Annotated in this window: 13 protein-coding genes; 3 read left to right on the top strand and 10 right to left on the bottom strand. The window is 45.6% G+C overall.

Features of this window, described 5'->3' with window-relative positions; translation table 11 throughout:
* Positions 1–23 precede the first annotated feature (23 nt).
* Genes T360_RS0106740 through mraZ form a run of 4 tightly spaced genes read right to left on the bottom strand, consistent with a single transcriptional unit; the run spans position 24 to position 3973 of the window.
* Positions 24–2147 carry a penicillin-binding protein gene (locus T360_RS0106740; protein WP_028912106.1) on the bottom strand — a complete coding sequence of 708 codons (2124 nt, stop codon included), beginning with the start codon at positions 2145–2147 and terminating at the stop codon, positions 24–26.
* Positions 2148–2155: 8 nt separating this feature from the next.
* Positions 2156–2599 (bottom strand): FtsL-like putative cell division protein, encoded by a 444-nt coding sequence (locus tag T360_RS0106735; RefSeq protein ID WP_231488121.1) that lies wholly within the window; start codon positions 2597–2599, stop codon positions 2156–2158.
* Positions 2600–2606: 7 nt separating this feature from the next.
* Complete coding sequence (gene rsmH / locus T360_RS0106730) at positions 2607–3521, bottom strand: 16S rRNA (cytosine(1402)-N(4))-methyltransferase RsmH (protein WP_028912104.1); 915 nt, start codon at positions 3519–3521, stop codon at positions 2607–2609.
* Positions 3518–3973, bottom strand: a complete 456-nt coding sequence (mraZ, locus tag T360_RS0106725; protein WP_028912103.1) for a division/cell wall cluster transcriptional repressor MraZ — start codon at positions 3971–3973, stop codon at positions 3518–3520. Before mraZ ends, rsmH begins: the two co-directional genes overlap by 4 nt.
* 213 nt (positions 3974–4186) lie before the next feature.
* On the opposite strand from mraZ, the gene T360_RS0106720 reads away from it, so the two are divergent.
* From T360_RS0106720 to T360_RS0106710, 3 genes are all read left to right on the top strand, one after another.
* The gene (locus tag T360_RS0106720; RefSeq protein ID WP_028912102.1) at positions 4187–5011 is read left to right on the top strand and encodes a glycerol acyltransferase; all 825 of its coding nucleotides are present in this window, start codon (positions 4187–4189) and stop codon (positions 5009–5011) included.
* 21 nt (positions 5012–5032) lie between these two features.
* Positions 5033–6022 carry a GNAT family N-acetyltransferase gene (locus T360_RS0106715; RefSeq protein ID WP_028912101.1) on the top strand — a complete coding sequence of 330 codons (990 nt, stop codon included), beginning with the start codon at positions 5033–5035 and terminating at the stop codon, positions 6020–6022.
* Between the two features lie 95 nt (positions 6023–6117).
* Positions 6118–6924, top strand: coding sequence for a hypothetical protein (locus tag T360_RS0106710; RefSeq protein WP_028912100.1), 807 nt, complete (start codon positions 6118–6120; stop codon positions 6922–6924).
* Here the strand turns inward: T360_RS0106710 and T360_RS0106705 are convergent.
* The 6 genes from T360_RS0106705 to T360_RS0106680 all read right to left on the bottom strand — a co-directional run bounded on the left by T360_RS0106705 (position 6921) and on the right by T360_RS0106680 (position 15122).
* Positions 6921–7622 (bottom strand): response regulator transcription factor, encoded by a 702-nt coding sequence (locus tag T360_RS0106705; protein ID WP_028912099.1) that lies wholly within the window; start codon positions 7620–7622, stop codon positions 6921–6923. The two genes, T360_RS0106710 and T360_RS0106705, sit on opposite strands and share 4 nt — an antisense overlap.
* On the bottom strand, positions 7619–8914 hold the full coding sequence (locus T360_RS0106700) for a sensor histidine kinase KdpD (protein ID WP_028912098.1): 1296 nt from the start codon (positions 8912–8914) through the stop codon (positions 7619–7621). The genes T360_RS0106705 and T360_RS0106700 overlap by 4 nt, the downstream gene beginning before the upstream one ends.
* A 42-nt stretch (positions 8915–8956) precedes the next feature.
* Positions 8957–10204, bottom strand: coding sequence for a hypothetical protein (locus T360_RS0106695; RefSeq protein ID WP_028912097.1), 1248 nt, complete (start codon positions 10202–10204; stop codon positions 8957–8959).
* 19 nt (positions 10205–10223) lie between these two features.
* A complete protein-coding gene (locus T360_RS0106690) occupies positions 10224–11438 on the bottom strand; it encodes a DUF4249 domain-containing protein (RefSeq protein WP_081772726.1) in 1215 nt (404 codons plus the stop codon).
* 1 nt (position 11439) lies between these two features.
* Positions 11440–14367 (bottom strand): TonB-dependent siderophore receptor, encoded by a 2928-nt coding sequence (locus T360_RS14815; protein WP_051523447.1) that lies wholly within the window; start codon positions 14365–14367, stop codon positions 11440–11442.
* A 185-nt stretch (positions 14368–14552) separates the two neighbouring features.
* Positions 14553–15122, bottom strand: coding sequence for a hypothetical protein (locus tag T360_RS0106680; RefSeq protein ID WP_036929053.1), 570 nt, complete (start codon positions 15120–15122; stop codon positions 14553–14555).
* Between the last annotated feature and the right edge of the window lie 88 nt (positions 15123–15210).

Here is a 15210-nt window from a genome sequence, read left to right as displayed (position 1 = left end):
ATCCTTATACCTTATTATATATATTAATCTAAAACGAGTTCGCACACCATGCCATGCTTGACAGCCGATCCGGCGTGGATACTTTGTGATTTAACTTTTCCTCTACCCTTCAGGCGGGCTTTGATGCGGCGACTTTCTAACAGAAAGACAGCATCTTTAGCACCCATTCCTGTGACATCAGGCACTACGTGCTTGCTACTCTCGTGGTAGTTAACGCTACTTGAGGCAGATGCTTTGGTCTTAAGACTGGCCAGTACGAAATTGGCTGCTGTGTTATCGCCTCTCTTGACGCTGGGTGTTAATACTGATCCTGCATCGCGTGCATCATCAACACTGCGCTTCAGGTTTTGGGCCATCACACCTTCGGCAATATGATGGAATACCACACCGCTCATACCACCACCTGAAGCGGGAAGTCCCGACTTCTTTAGGCAGACAATACAGGTGTATCGGGGGTTGTCGGCAGGGAAGAATCCAGCGAAACTCAGCCAATAGCGTGTTACGCCAGTATGATAGCCTCCATATTGGTCGGCTACCTGAGCTGTACCTGTCTTTCCAGCAACCTTAAACGACTTTGAGCCAGCTTTCTTTCCCAGTCCCTGACTCACCACGTGTTCCAAGATGGTCTGCATGGTTTTGATGGCCTGGGGTTTGGCAATGCGTTCTTTCAGCACAACAGGCTCGAATTCCTTGATCACTTCGCCGTTTTTTACCAGTTGCTTGACAAAACGAGGCTGCATCATCTTGCCGTTATTAGCAATAGCATTATAGAAGGCCACGGTATTGATAGGGGCTATCTGGGTTTCGTAACCGATACTCATCCAGGGTAGGGTGGTCTTACTCCAGTATTTCGTTCTGTCGTTAGTCTTGGTGTCAGGCATACGTATTATTGGCGTGTGATAGCCTACCAGTGGCAGCTTCAAATCTTCATGGATACCAACGCGATAGAGTCCCTCCACATATCTTTTTGGGTTGCGACCATAGTACTTGTCAATGAGGTAGCTTACACCGATATTTGAACTTACCTCCAAAGCGCGAGCTACGTTGATGGTGCCATAACCTCCACGGCGCCAGTTGTGGTCCTTCATCGGACGACCATGCATCTCCATGACACCGCAGCCTGTAGGAATAGTCATCGTGGTGTCGATGACGCCATCGTCGAGTGCTACAAGGAACGAGGCTACCTTGAATACCGAACCGGGTTCGCAACGGTAGCTGATGGCATTGTTCACCATCTCATAATAGTTGCCATCCATGCCTCTGGTCATATTAACAATGGCTTTTACATCACCTGTCTTCACTTCCATCAGAATGGCGACACCCATCTCACCATTAATCTCCTTCAGCTCGTCAACGAGTGCGCGCTCAGCAAGGTCTTGCATGCCGACGTCGATAGTTGTTACAACATCCACGCCATCTTCTGGTGAGAGCACAGGGATGTCGAGATACTTGCTCAGGATTTTTCTTCTGTGCATCAAACCGTTCTTACCTCTCAAAAGCGTGTCTAATGACAGCTCCAAACCGTTCTTGGCACTGTCTTTTGCACCATACAACTCACCAATGGTGCGCTGTGCAAGGGTGCCGAAAGGTTTACGGCGCGAGTTGAAGGTCTCCCAGTGAAAACCTCCTTTGTATAGTTTCTCTCTGAAAATAGGCAGGTCGTGAACTTCACAGAATGTGTTGTAATCGATTCTGCGAGGCCAGATGGGCCAATGGCGTGCGCCAACGGTGCCATTTTTCATGACTTTACGCTTACCTTCCAGCAGATGAGCTTTAAATTCAGCTGCTGTTTTCTTCGGGAATATTTGATTCAACCCGTAACAGATAGTGTCAATATTTGCTTCCCATACAGAGTCGCGCTTATGGCGGCCTACAGAATCCTCGGCACCAGCTTGGAAGTCCATGAATACTTTATATTCAGGAATGCTGCTGGCCATGAGTTGACCGTCGCAACTCAGGATGTTTCCACGGTTGGGCTTCACGGTCACGCTGTCGCGCTTCAGTCGTGATGCCACTTGAGTCCAATAATCTTTCTTGGCAGTCATGATATACATGGCTTTGCCCACTACGGCAAAACCAATCAATGTGAGCACTACTGCTATGAAGAAGTAGCGTGGCATGACTTTATCGCTATTGAACCTACTCATCTCTTTTCTTATTCAGGTATGTTAATAATATAAGGTGGCTGGTCCGATATGTGGAGCAGCGAATCTTTGTTTTGTTTTAAGGCTTCCAGTACATGGCTCTCACGGCATTTCTCCGTGAGTGTACTTGAACTTGACAATGCCTTGTATTTGGCATGCAGCAATTCTTTCTCCAACTTGTCAATGGCTATTAGATCTTGTTGGCATTGATATCTTGATGCAACGTAAATGATGGTGAAGATAACCATGAGTACAATCAGCCAGATCTGACGGCGTACCATGTCGGCAGTCAGAAAATCGCCACCAAGAATTGTCCTCAGATTCAAGGATGCGGTAGGTTTGGTATCTTCTTCCTGTACCTTCTCCTTGATCTTTTGGATGGTCTTCTTGGCCTGCTCTTTCATCTCAGAGGCTTCAACCTGGAATTCTGTATCTTCTTTTTTATCCATCTTCATTCTGTTACTATATCTTTTCGGCTATTCGCAGCTTGGCACTTCTGCTACGAGGGTTCTGCTGCTGCTCCTCGTCGCTGGGCACTATCACCTTATTGTTGATCAAACGGAAAGGTGCTTCGATGCGTCCAAAGAAATCTTGTTTTATCTTACCTTCCACATTACCGGCCTTCATCATGTTTTTTACGATGCGGTCTTCTAGTGAGTGGTAGGTGATGACAGATAGGCGTCCGCCTTCACCAAGCAGGTCTTTGGCGCCATTCAGCATCTCCTTCAGTGCGTCCATCTCGTGGTTTACTTCTATGCGGAGCGCTTGGAACATCTTGGCCATCTCTTTTTTCTCGCGTTCGCGTTGAAAAAACTTTTCGGTGGCGTTCATCAGGTCGCCAGTAGTCTCTATTTTCTTGTCATTACGGGTCTTAACAATGACGGATGCTATTTTCCGGGCATTCTTCAGCTCTCCGTAGAGAAAGAAAATGTCGGCCAGTTGCTCTTCGTCGTAACCATTCAGAATCTCTGCAGCAGTAACTCCTGCTCGTTTGTTCATTCGCATGTCCAGCGGTGCGTCAAAGCGGAATGAGAATCCGCGTGTCTCGTCGTCGAAATGATGGCTCGACACGCCTAAGTCGGCCAGCAATCCGTCGATATGATCTACACCATAATAACGCATCCAGTTCTTCAGATATCTGAAATTACTTCTTACAAAAGTAAAACGGTCGTCATTTACGATGTTCTTCTCGGCATCAGGGTCTTGATCAAAACTGTATAAATGTGCCTTTCCATCGAGCCTGCGCAAAATCTCCTTACTGTGGCCACCACCTCCGAAGGTGACATCTACATAGATGCCGCCAGACTTGATGGCAAGTCCGTCGATGCTCTCATGGAGTAGCACAGGTACATGATATGTCTCAGCTGTGGTAATCATAAAGCCTCACAGTTATTCATTATGTTCTCAAATTCAATTCCAAATTCTTCTTCTGTCTTCAATGTTTGCTTCAGACACTCTGGAGCCCAAAGCTCAATGGTGTCGTCCATTCCAATAAACTGGATTTCCTGCTCTATCTCAGCTATCTTCATCAGCCGCTTAGAAATCAGGAATCGGCCGTTGCCATCAAGAGTTACAACTTCTGCCTCTGATACAAACTGACGGAATAGTTGTTGATGAGCGTGTTTCCATGGGTGTAATTGAGACTTCAAAAGGTCGAGACGCTCGTTCCATACGCTTTCAGGATAGAGTACAAGGCAATTCTGAAAGATGTCCTTTCTGAGTACCAACGTTTCTTCGCCAGATGCTTGTAGCACCTTGCGGAAAAACGCTGGAAGGAAAGCTCTTCCTTTAGCGTCGATTTTAGCCTCTATATTTCCTATAAAACGCATGCGTACATATTTAATAATTATTCAGCCGCAAAGATACTCATTTTTCCCCACTCTCCACCACATTTCCCCACTTTTTTTTGATTTTAACCTTTTTTTGTTGATTTTAGGCCCCTTTGTATCCTAAATACTTTTAAAAACAAAGTTTTTTCTTCATTTTTTGCTCATTATTCAAAGAAATGTGCTATTTTTGCAACTTGTTAGTGAATGAGAGAAATGGCAACCGTAACGGAGCATACAATTGATATAGAGAAAATCCTGAAAGGGAAGATGGGTGCGAATGCAAAATTTGTACCCAAGCCATTAATTAATTGGCTGAAGAAGATAGCCCATCAGGAACAGGTAAACGCTTTCCTTTGGGAGAGTCGTGATAAAGTTGGTGTTGAGTGGTTGGAGGAATGTGTGAGATACCTCGACATGACCCTGAACATTGTTGGTAAGGAGAATTTGCCCGATCCTAACGATGGCAAACTTTACACTTTTGTAAGTAATCATCCTTTGGGTGGCGAAGATGGTGTGGCACTGGGTGCTATCATCGGTCGTTTTTACGATGGTCATTTCCGTTATTTGGTTAACGACCTGCTGATGAATCTTCCTGGTTTGGCACCGCTGTGTATCCCTATTAATAAAACGGGTAATCAGAGTCGTAACTTCCCAGCGATGGTTGAGGCTGGTTTTCAGAGTGATCATCACATGCTGATGTTCCCCGCAGGCATATGCTCTCGAAAGCGTCATGGCGTTATTCAGGATTTGCCTTGGAAGAAGACTTTTATCTCAAAGAGCGTGGAATATCAGCGCGACGTAGTGCCTATTCACTTCAGTGGCGAGAACAGCAAGTTCTTCTATCGCTTGGCTAACTTCAGCGATAAGTATCTGCCTTTTAACTTGGCCATGCTGTTTCTTGTTGATGAAATGTATAAAAACGTGCATAAAACATTCGAAGTTAAGATCGGAAAGCCTATCCCCTGGCAAACATTTGATAAGTCAAAAACGCCGATGGAATGGGCAGAATTTGTACGAGAACAAATCTATAAACTATAACTAAAAAGGAAAGAGAAGAGAATGGAACAGGAAATTATCCAGCCAATTGCCAAAGAGGTACTCAAGAGTGAACTAACTCCCGACCGTCAGCTCCGTATGACTAACAAGAGTCACAACGAGATTTATATTATTACAGCACATAATGCGCCTAATGTGATGAAAGAGATTGGGCGTTTGCGTGAGATTGCTTTCCGCGAAGCTGGTGGTGGTACAGGCAAGTCGATGGATATCGATGAATTCGATACCTGTGATAACTGTTACAAGCAGTTGATTGTGTGGAATCCTGAGGCTGAGGAGATTATTGGAGGCTACCGCTATCTGTGTGGAACTGATTGGGATTATGATGATAAGGGGCAGCCAATCTTGGCCACCAGTCACATGTTCCATTTTTCCGACCGCTTTATCAAGGAGTATGCCCCCTGGACTATCGAGCTGGGACGTTCGTTTGTTTCTCTTCCATATCAGAGCTCGCGTATGGGTGCCAAGAGTTTGTTTGCTCTAGACAATCTGTGGGATGGTCTGGGCGCGCTGACGGTTATCAAGCCCAACGTGAAATACTTCTTTGGTAAGATGACGATGTATCCATCTTATATCCGTAAGGGCCGCGATATGATTCTTTATTTTCTGAAGAAGCATTTCGACGATAAGGATAAGCTGATTATACCGATGAAACCGCTTGAATTGGAGACTGATCCCAAGGAATTAGAGGCGCTTTTCTCTGGTCATTCGTTTAAAGAGGATTATAAGATCCTTAACGGTGAAATCCGCAAACTGGGATATAATATCCCTCCATTGGTAAATGCCTATATGAGTCTCTCGCCAACGATGAAGCTGTTTGGTACAGCCATCAATTATGGTTTTGGTGATGTAGAGGAAACTGGTATTCTGATTGCGATGGAAGAAATCTTTGAAGAGAAGCGAGTTCGCCATATCGATTCGTTTATCAAGGAACATCCTGAGGCTCTGAAGATTACTAGTGGTGCCAATAATGTGATTTATAAGGAAAAGTAGGTAGGAAAAGTTTTAACCTAAAGATAACGTACAGTTTTATCTTTCTTTAAGAAATTCATCGTATCTTTGCACTCAGTAAATGAATTGCAAAGACGATGAATAAGGTAGTGATGTATTTGCTATTGGCGCTGGGTATCACTTTAGGAGTGCTATTCGTAGGTGGGGCTATTTGTGGTTTCATCGCAGGTTTTCTCGATGGAATCAATAATTCTTCTATCCAAAATTCTTCTCCCTCACGTATTATAGGCATTGCTGCTGTGGTGTTCGTAGTGCTTTGGACGATAGCTATGCAATGGGCGTTTCTTCGTAATCGCTTTGCGTCGTATTCCCTTGGTTTGATTCCTGTTAGTCGTCTGTGGTCAGTATCTCTGATGTCTTTCTTGTGTTTTCTAGGTATCAATTTGTTGGAGTTGATTTGTTATAATCCCCTGACAGATAAGAATCCTTCAACTCTTGAATTCTGGCAGTGGGTAGCTGATCATCGCGGTATATCAGCAATATTGTATGCATTTCTTGAATTTACAGGCGTATTGGTGATTTATGGGGCTGTGTTTCGTGCCGTCATGGAGTGGAAACCAAATGCTGAGCCTAATTTGTTGCAAGTAACCTTTTCTATTTCCCTGATAATCCCTGTGTTTGTCATTAGTTTCATTTTTGAGGAGGAAATGTTTTTGCGTACAATATTGACTTCCTATATGTCTATCACTGTGTCATGTATGTTATATCAATGTACGCGTAGCGTTTGGCCTATTCTGATTGGTGGCACGCTGGCAGATGTTCTTTACATCGCTTTCTTTGGTGTCGATTTGAATGGCTGGTACTTCCTTCCTGCTTCCGTATTGATGTTTGTGGGGGGCTGGGGCGCCTGGAAGGCAACTGAAGGCTATCGCCCCATCGACTAGCTTTCAACAATCAGTTGTAATCCTATGCCACGAATGGTTTTGAGATTAATCTTAGGTTCGTCGGCTAATACTTTTCTGAGTTTGTTCACGAATACATCGAGTGAGCGGCTGGCGAAGTAGTCGTCTTCGGTATTCCAGAATCGGCTCAGGATAGCTTCTCTGCGCACCACGTTGTTCTTGTTCTCTGCCAGGAGTTGCAGTATCTGCGCCTCTCGCTGGGTGATAGTCTGAGAAACACCGGTTTCATCGTTACGAAGTGTGGCATGATTGGCATCCAGCGTATATTTGCCTAGTTTGTAATGACTAGTCTCATTCTGAGTCTTGGCGCCACCGCGCATCTTCATGAGTGCCTGGATGTGGGCGTCCAACTCTTCTGGCACAAATGGCTTCTTGACGTAGTTATTGATGCCTAACCGATAGCCGGCCTTTACATCGTTAGGCGAGGTGAGGGCTGAAGTAAAAATGATAATCACGTCGCCATCAGTCTCGCGGATACGTTCTACCATCTCAAAGCCGTTCATGACAGGCATGTCGATATCTGAGATGATGACGTCAGGGTGGGTTTCTTCCCATGCCTTCACACCTTCTTTACCATTCTTGGCTGTCGATACCTCGTAGCCGCCAATAATGTCTTCCAGACCTGTTTTCTCGATGTATGCGAGCGATTCGTCGTCTTCAACTAACAATAACTTAATCATACGTTCTTTGGAATATAAAGTGTAAACTCTGAATATTTATCTTTCTCACTTGATACCGTCACTTTTCCGCCATGGGCTTGCATCACCTGATCGACGTAGTTCAGTCCTAAGCCGAAGCCAGACACACCGCCCTTGCGGTTTTTCTCGTGGATGGCTGCACGACCGAACTTGTCGAAGATAATCTGTTGCTCTTCCTTGGTGATGCCGATGCCGTTGTCGCGTACCTTTAAGAGTACATTTTTGTCGGTATCTATCGTTGAAATCTTGATTTTTATCTCGTCTTTCGAGTATTTGATAGCGTTGTCAAGCAAGTTGGCTATCGCTTCAGTCAGGTACTGCTCGTCGGCCAGAACGTTTCTTATTTTCAGGTCGGTGACAATCTCAAGTGGCTTGTCGGCTTTGGCCTTCATTTTCTCGATTAAATCGGTAATTATTGGCTCGATGTCTATGTCCCACTTGTTCAGGATAAGCTTCTTGTTTTCGAGTTTTGAGATGGTGAGCAGTTTGTTGACGAGTGCCAGCAAGTGTTCAGCCTCTTCTTCTATGATAGTATAGTATTTCTCTTTAATCTGTGGCTTATCGTCCACCTTGCCGCTATGCAGGAAATGAGCACCCATAATGATCGATGAAAGCGGCGATTTCATGTCGTGAACCATGGCGTAAGAGAAGTCGTTGCGCAGTTCGGCCATCTGTTCTTGCTCAGTAATAAACTTCAACAGCTGAACAATGATAATGGCAAAGAAACCAAGGATAAAGGCACTCAGCAGGAAGAGTGGACTCAGTTTCTGTACCAACTCGGGATAGGGATTGTTGAGTGCTAACTGTATGGCTCTCGATTGGTCTCTGCGGATGCTGACGGGCCGTGTGAGCAGCGACCATGAGGTGTTATGTTCATTGTTGCTCCTGAGTACATTTCTGTTGGAGTCAATTTCCAGAATGGTTACGTTGCGGTTGATGTCTGCTACATTCAGCAGTGAATCTACAAAGATGGCAATGGTATCGAGTGATGCCTCTGAATGGAAGTTCTTGCTGAGTGCATCGTTCATGCCTTCTACCGACGAAGCCAGCGATAGGTTACCGCGAGATTGGGGCAGGTGCAGTGTGTCGCCTTTTGTAACGATGTCTGCACGTGTATAGCTTTCATAAAACATGGCCCAGGTGAGCTGGTTTTCAGCCCTTTCCGTCAGGTCCTTGGTAGCCGAGTGATAGGTCATCCACATATAAAGTGTCAGCAACAGTAAAACTGCTACAGCACTTACTATCGATACGTATTTATACCTATTCTTATGCATAACTGCCTGCAAAGGTAGTGTAAAATACGTGAACTGCCAAATTTATTTTGGAAATTCGTACACCAGATATTGCGTGTTAGGCTCTGTAGGATAGTTTGTGAGGCGACCAGAGCGTGTGATAAATGACAGAATGCCGTTATAAACCGAATTACCAAAAGTGTACATGCTACTGTAGATATTAATATGGTGGATGCGGCGGGCATCATATTTCAGCAGGCGTTCTATGTCGATGACGGGCATGCCGTCTATTAGCACCATTGCTGGCCATGCATGATTATATTGCTCATCTCCGCGAACAAACAGCTGTGGCACGCCATTTACCTTTCTACTACTGGCGCATTGCACGTATTCAGTCAGCACCTCTTTAATAGTGAGGAATTGTCGGTATTCGTCCAGATTGTAACTGAGGTAAGGTTTGGTGCCAAGCACGGTGTCGTCATAGTCCATGGGTACGCCGTCTTCTGCTGTCTCGTCAGAATAGTCGCCCAACTGCAGTTCGCGCTTGGCAGGAGCAATGGCCTTCTGATGTTGCTGCATGGCCAGTGAACGGGCTTCTACCTCACTGCGTTTGTAATGGAATACGAGATGTGGCAATTCCTTGGGCAGTAGCGTCGCAAACGGACTGATCATCTCTATGGGCAGACTCGTGCCTGTGAGCGATGCGGCAGAGAGTACTAGTGGCTGCTTGCCGTAAATGTCATATGTGTAGAATACGGCTGTGGAGTCGTTCTCCATCTGTCCCTCAAAATAGTGTATCTGTTTGCCAACGATACTTAGTGATGGACGTATCTGCTGACCATTGAAGATGCTACCATTATAGGCGTTTTTGATTCGGGCTCGGATGATGTGACCTTCAGTTTCGCGGACGTCGCTGCCTTTTCTGCTTGTCAGTTTCGCCTTGCCATTTGCCTCTACCCAGCAACTGTCGCTAGCTATCCACTCGATATCATCGGCTTTGCTTTTGTGGAGCGGATTAATGATGGCCACCAATTGGTTGGATACTTGAGCGCTGTGGCGGGTATAAACTGATAATACGTAAAAACCGCTATGTAGGTTGGCAGGCAGTTCGATGATGCCCGTACCTTTTTGTTGATTGATGCTGATGCTGGTGCCGGCAGCCAGTCCCTGTGTATCGCATAGTTCGGCGTAAGCTATCCGGGCATCGGGAGCTGTTACGTTTATCGTCATAGCTTCGCCAGCTAGATACCAGGCCTGATCGGCTTTGAAGTCGGTAGCAAAAGCGCTGCGCGACAGTAGGATAACTGCTATGAATGATATGATCCTTTTCATATTTCTTGATGTGTAATGATTAATCGAAAGGTGGCATGTAATATGGCTTCTCAGTTGTAGCGCCATTCAAGCGTACGTCGAAGTCCTCAGGATAACCCCAATATGTGGTCAGCGTTCCTTGTGTGAGTCGCGAGTCTTCCCAGATATAAAGTACCATTCCTCGATACACCATTTTTTCGCAATCTGCTTCGATGCAATCGGTTAATTTTGTATACCCTCCTGGTCTGGGTAGTTCTCTGTATATCTTAGTGCCATCAATGTAGAGGCGCTTACTTACCACATTCTGTGCGCAACCGATGTACCCTAAAGCTCTTTTCTTGGAAGTGGTGCAGTGGATATTGCTAGGTAGGGCCGATGGTTGAGGCGTAAATAAGCCACCCATCTCCCATCCAGCCTGGAGGCAGGCTTTGTTGTATTCGTATTCGCCTTTGCTGATGGCGCGTTGGGTTAACTCATTACAATAGTTCCACGACACGCGTTCGCTGATATATGGAATGTCAAGTATCTGGTATTTAGTAAACTGCCCGTCAGCATAATGGGCCGTAGATTCTGTCAGGATGGTTGTGTTTTTCTGAGTTTTCCATCCGCGTTCAGGATACTGTCTAGATAAGGGTATGGGCATTGATTTCTTTGCTTCTACATCGTAGTATATCTCAGTATGGCGGGTGGGTCTCACTTCCCAGGTCTCGGTATAATTCCAGGTGTAGTAAGTGGTCTTGCTGGGATCGTCGGGTTCGGCTGTCGACAGCAGTATCTCGATGTTTGCCCCGTCGCCCTTCTGATAGTACTCCAGTTCCTTGATGTCAGGTGTGCGGATGGGTTTCTCTGGTTTCGACTCATAGACGTCGCCTTCGCATTCTATCCTTATATAATAAGATACGTCAGTGTTCAGCGATGGGGTAGTGTAAGAATAATTCCCATTTTGGTATCTGCATTCGTATTCCGTTCCGTCTGTGCCGCAGATGGTTACCTTGGCATTATATACGATATTTGGCCTATATGTGTGATTGGAACCATACGTATGGTAATCTTCATAACCTGATTCCTTGAGTGGAACAGACCTTGTGATAAAGAATTCGCTCTTTCCGTTAGAAAGGATGGTGCCGCTCACCACCAGCAAGTTTGTCTCGCCCTCAGGCAGATCGGCGTTGTACTCCTCTATGCATCCTGTCAGCATAAAGGTGCAAAGTGCGATGAAATGGGCCTTTTTTATAAATGATGCTATTCTTTTCATATTAGTTGAAGCGTATGTTAAGTGAGATATAAGGGATAGCTGTGCCGAATACCGACAGCTTGTAGCCTTTGATGTTTTCGCCTTCGGCTACGTAATAGATGTTGTAGGCATTTTTGCGGGCAAGGGCATTATACACACCGATTGAGAACGAGGTGTGGAAAAAGGCTGTTAGCTTGTGGGTAGGCTCGATGTTGAATGCAAGGTCCAGACGGGTGTAGTCGGGAATGCGATAGTTGTTGCGATCGGTATAGTATGGCAGGTAGTAACCTAGATAGGGGTTGAAGTATTTACCTGCAGGAACCGTAGTGGGCCTACCTGTGGCATAATTGAAGTTGCTCGAGAAACTGTATCGCTCTGTAATCTTGTAGTTTAATACGGCTTTCACCTCATGTGGTCTGTCGTATTCCGATGGATACCAGTTGCCGTTATTCAAGGGTGCTGCTACACGTTTATCATCCTGTCGTAGCTGTGAGCGCGAGTAAGTGTAACTTACCCATCCGTTCAGCTTTCCATAAGGTTTCTTGGCTTGCAGTTCCACACCGTAAGCCCTTCCCTTGGTGGAAATCACATCGGTTTCAAGATGAGGATTCATCAGTAATACAGCCGAACTACGGTAGTTCAGATAATCGCTAATGTGCTTGTAGTAAGTCTCAGCCGAGAACTCGTAGTTCTTGTCGGGTGTCTCGTAATAGATGCCTGCAGCTATCTGCCAACCACTTTGGGGTTTGATGTTCAGGTCTGACAGCTTCCACATATCGGTAGGCGACATGATGGATGTGTTAGATACCTTATGGATATACTGGTGCATGGTGTTGAGACCAGCTTTCAGCGATAGGTTGTCTTGCAAGGAATAGCGTGCTGATACACGGAGCTCAGGTGCCTGATAGGTCTTGATGATGCCCGTTTTATGTTGTGTCTCCAACAGCGTTTCTTCTGATGGCAGCTCGTTGTCGATATAGATATTCACATCGCGAGGCCCCAAAGCATTGAACATCGAGTAGCGTAAGCCTGCCGAAACTGATAGTTTTTCGGTCAGTGTATGCTCATAGTCGATATAGGCAGCGCTTTCAAGTGCTTTTTCTTTTTGCAACTCTTGGGAATCAACCCACGATTCGTCACTTAAAGGCTCATATTTGCCTGCTTGTATGTTATAATGCTGGACTGAGAGACCGTATGACAGGCTCTGCTTTTCTGTCAAACGGTGGCGGATGTGCAGTTTGGCCCATGCCTGGTCGATGCCGAAACTCAGTCGGGCTGCCATCGCTCGTCGAGTATTTTCGTCGTTGAAATAGTCGTAATGGTCTAATCCGGCTGTGAGAGTGGCAGTGATCTTTTCGTTTAGGATTGATCGCCATTCGGCTGAGAAGTTGCGGTTCTGATAGCCGTAATTGTCGTCGGTGCTAAACGAGAACTTATCATTGCTCAAATAGCCAAAGAGCTTCAGGCGGTGCATGTTGTTAATCTTCCAGGTGAGCACGCCGTTAAAGTCGTAGAAGTTGGCCTTACCATCCTTATAGCCGCTGTCTTCTGACAAGTGGTGCAGCATCCAGTCGCTGTACGTGGTGCGGGCGTTCAGTAATAACGATAGATGATCCTTCACGATAGGTATCTCCAGGTTGGCCTTGCTGGTAAGTGCGCCGATACTGGCTGAGCCTGTAAACTTCTGCATGTTGGCCTCCTTCGAGTTCACCTTCAGCACGCTACTGATTCTGCCGCCATATTCTGCAGGGATGCTCGATTTGAACAGTTCCACATCCTCTACAGCTTCTGAATTGAATGATGTGAACAGACCGAACAGATGGGTGGGGTTGTAAACGGTACCGCCATTAAACACGATCAGATTCTGGTCGGTAGCACCGCCTCGCACGTTGTAGCCGCTCGACGCCTCGCCTACGGTTGTCACACCAGGTAGCGTCAGCACTACCTTCATGATGTCCGATTCGCCAAAGGCCGATGGGATGTTCTTCAGCAGTTGAGGCTTAAACTTCTCGGCTCCCATCGTGGTGCTTTGAACTACCGACTGTCTTCCTGCCACAACCACAATCTCGGCCAGCTCCTGATCGTCGGCAAGGCTTGCTCTTGCTTTCTTGGCACCCGGTATGATATAGGTTCGGGTATTTGCTGAGCCTGCTGTTATCGAGATGGTGTCGCTATCCAGCACAGGGATGCCAGCGATGAGCGAATCCACTGGGATGCCTTCTATTGATGTTGGTGTGTGGAAGGCGATATGTGAGATGCCTGTTGCTGAGATGTCCTCATTTCTGTCAGCACTCTCGACTCTTCTTTCTCCTGTCACAGTTGCCACTACTTGTGCCAGACTCTGTTCACGTTTATGTTTCGAGAATGATAGATGCTGCTGCCTGGCAAACTGCTTGATTCGCTTTTTCTGTTCAGGAAACAATGCTGCCACATCTTTGGCGCGTTTTACATGATATGTTTTTCCATCCGACGTGATGAGCGTATAGTGTTCGTAATCACTAAGGCTCTTCAGTAGTTTTCTTTCTCCGAAGGTTCTCTCGCCATTGTAGGTCTTCCACATGCTATGATAAAGCTGCACGCCATTGGTGCTTCCGTCGCAGAGTTGGGCTGCATAGCGTGTGCTGTCCTCCGGGTCGTGAACAAACCGGTAGCCATCCATCTCAAACCAGTCGATATGCTGCTGGTCGGACAGACAGCAGATGCCTGCCTGGGGCGACAGCACGGCCACATGCTGTTTCATGAGGTCGAAACGTAACTCTACATGGTCGTAAACCACACCATAATAGCTTATCCGACCTTTATACATATTCATATTGCCTTTATAAAATGGCAGGTTGTACCACTTTGATAGTTGGTACTGTGGTTCTACTGGCCCAACATACAGGCGTGCGTAGTCGGAAGCAGTAGCGAAATAGTCCTGAGCTTCGGTGTGCTGTGCAACCAAAGTCATACAGGCCAATAGTAATAAACTTTTTTTCACGTCTTATGGGTACACTTATAATTGTTAGGTTGGATCTATTCAGAACTCAGTTCTATTTATTAAATGTATTAAAGCATCAAATGTTTTATGACACCCCCTTGATTTTAACTAACTTTAATAATAGACGGCTAGTTGACAACTTTTTATTATATAAGTTAATAGTACACTACGGCTTCTTTGAATTTAACAAACCCGTTGACAAGTATTGGCATGCCTTTACTGTCTGTGTTGAATTTTAATCCATCCAGTTTGAGGGTTATGGATAATTTATTGTCATCGTCAGTGTATTTGTCGATAACCGTAATCTTTCCGTCATTAGCCTCTAAGTATTCGAACTCCGGATTCCGCCAATCCCCTTGTCGAAATTGGGGCGTTAATAAGCAGTCAAATTGATCCGTTTTGAATGTGTCGCCAACTTTAAGATCATCAATGCTATACCTTATTACAGATGGTTGAGCCAATAAAATGATATGTAGCCCCGAAAAGTCGGTACAGTCTTCAAATAGGCAGGTGAATACAGGATTTCCTGCATAAGAATAAATAGAACCGCTTGTATAACAGAATGGATCATATGCTTTACAAGTGGTTTTTCTGCTGCCATATACAATTTGAAGTTTATCTACCTTATCCAAATAATAGCCATAGCCATCCCCGCTGCTACAACTGCTCAGAGCTACAGATAGGAAAAGTAGTGGGCATACCCACAAAATAAGGCTCTTTTTCATTTTATTATTCAAGTGATGGTTAGTCAATGACGTTTTTCTCTTAAAACGCAAAACAGGTCAAAATCTTGTATGGTGAAGTGTGCTTTTT

This window comes from Prevotella sp. MA2016 (genome assembly GCF_000619825.1).
In the GTDB taxonomy this organism is placed as follows: Bacteria; Bacteroidota; Bacteroidia; order Bacteroidales; family Bacteroidaceae; genus Prevotella.
The sequence above is the reverse complement of the archived record's forward strand: the minus strand, read 5'-3'. Positions and strand labels throughout refer to the sequence as shown.

What these genes read in the sequence shown, in the direction of transcription:
- T360_RS0106715 (WP_028912101.1), top strand. Translation starts at nt 5,033, where the DNA reads ATGGAACAGGAAATTATCCAGCCAATTGCCAAAGAGGTACTCAAGAGT.
- rsmH (WP_028912104.1), bottom strand. Translation starts at nt 3,521, where the DNA reads ATGATTACCACAGCTGAGACATATCATGTACCTGTGCTACTCCATGAG.
- T360_RS0106710 (WP_028912100.1), top strand. Translation starts at nt 6,118, where the DNA reads ATGAATAAGGTAGTGATGTATTTGCTATTGGCGCTGGGTATCACTTTA.
- T360_RS0106680 (WP_036929053.1), bottom strand. Translation starts at nt 15,122, where the DNA reads ATGAAAAAGAGCCTTATTTTGTGGGTATGCCCACTACTTTTCCTATCT.
- T360_RS0106690 (WP_081772726.1), bottom strand. Translation starts at nt 11,438, where the DNA reads ATGAAAAGAATAGCATCATTTATAAAAAAGGCCCATTTCATCGCACTT.
- mraZ (WP_028912103.1), bottom strand. Translation starts at nt 3,973, where the DNA reads ATGCGTTTTATAGGAAATATAGAGGCTAAAATCGACGCTAAAGGAAGA.
- T360_RS0106700 (WP_028912098.1), bottom strand. Translation starts at nt 8,914, where the DNA reads ATGCATAAGAATAGGTATAAATACGTATCGATAGTAAGTGCTGTAGCA.
- T360_RS0106740 (WP_028912106.1), bottom strand. Translation starts at nt 2,147, where the DNA reads ATGAGTAGGTTCAATAGCGATAAAGTCATGCCACGCTACTTCTTCATA.
- T360_RS0106720 (WP_028912102.1), top strand. Translation starts at nt 4,187, where the DNA reads ATGGCAACCGTAACGGAGCATACAATTGATATAGAGAAAATCCTGAAA.
- T360_RS14815 (WP_051523447.1), bottom strand. Translation starts at nt 14,367, where the DNA reads ATGACTTTGGTTGCACAGCACACCGAAGCTCAGGACTATTTCGCTACT.
- T360_RS0106695 (WP_028912097.1), bottom strand. Translation starts at nt 10,204, where the DNA reads ATGAAAAGGATCATATCATTCATAGCAGTTATCCTACTGTCGCGCAGC.
- T360_RS0106705 (WP_028912099.1), bottom strand. Translation starts at nt 7,622, where the DNA reads ATGATTAAGTTATTGTTAGTTGAAGACGACGAATCGCTCGCATACATC.
- T360_RS0106735 (WP_231488121.1), bottom strand. Translation starts at nt 2,599, where the DNA reads ATGAAGATGGATAAAAAAGAAGATACAGAATTCCAGGTTGAAGCCTCT.